Below are 264 nucleotides of genomic sequence, written 5' to 3' on the forward strand. Positions count from 1 at the left end.
CGGCCAGGAAGTGGAGGAACCGGGAGGACGTGCAGGACCGCTCGCACCGCCCGCACAAGCTCAGCACCACGCTGACTGAGGGGCAAGAAGCCATCGTGGCCGAGGTGCGCCGCCTGACGCTGATTCCACTGGACGATCTCTTGGTGGTGGTGCGTGAGTTCATCAACCCGGCGGTCTCGCGCTCCGGGCTGGACCGGTGCCTGCGACGCCACGGCGTGGGCAGCCTGCGCGAGTTGCAAGCCGCAGCCCGTGAGGCCGCTGGCG

At 69.7% G+C, this 264-nt stretch carries 1 pseudogene; it reads left to right on the forward strand.

What is annotated here, in order from left to right:
* A pseudogene (locus ACG02S_RS26330) lies at window positions 1-264 on the forward strand (IS481 family transposase); the annotation flags it as partial.

It is taken from the genome of Pelomonas dachongensis (genome assembly GCF_043555865.1).
Lineage (GTDB): Bacteria > Pseudomonadota > Gammaproteobacteria > Burkholderiales > Burkholderiaceae_C > Pelomonas > Pelomonas dachongensis.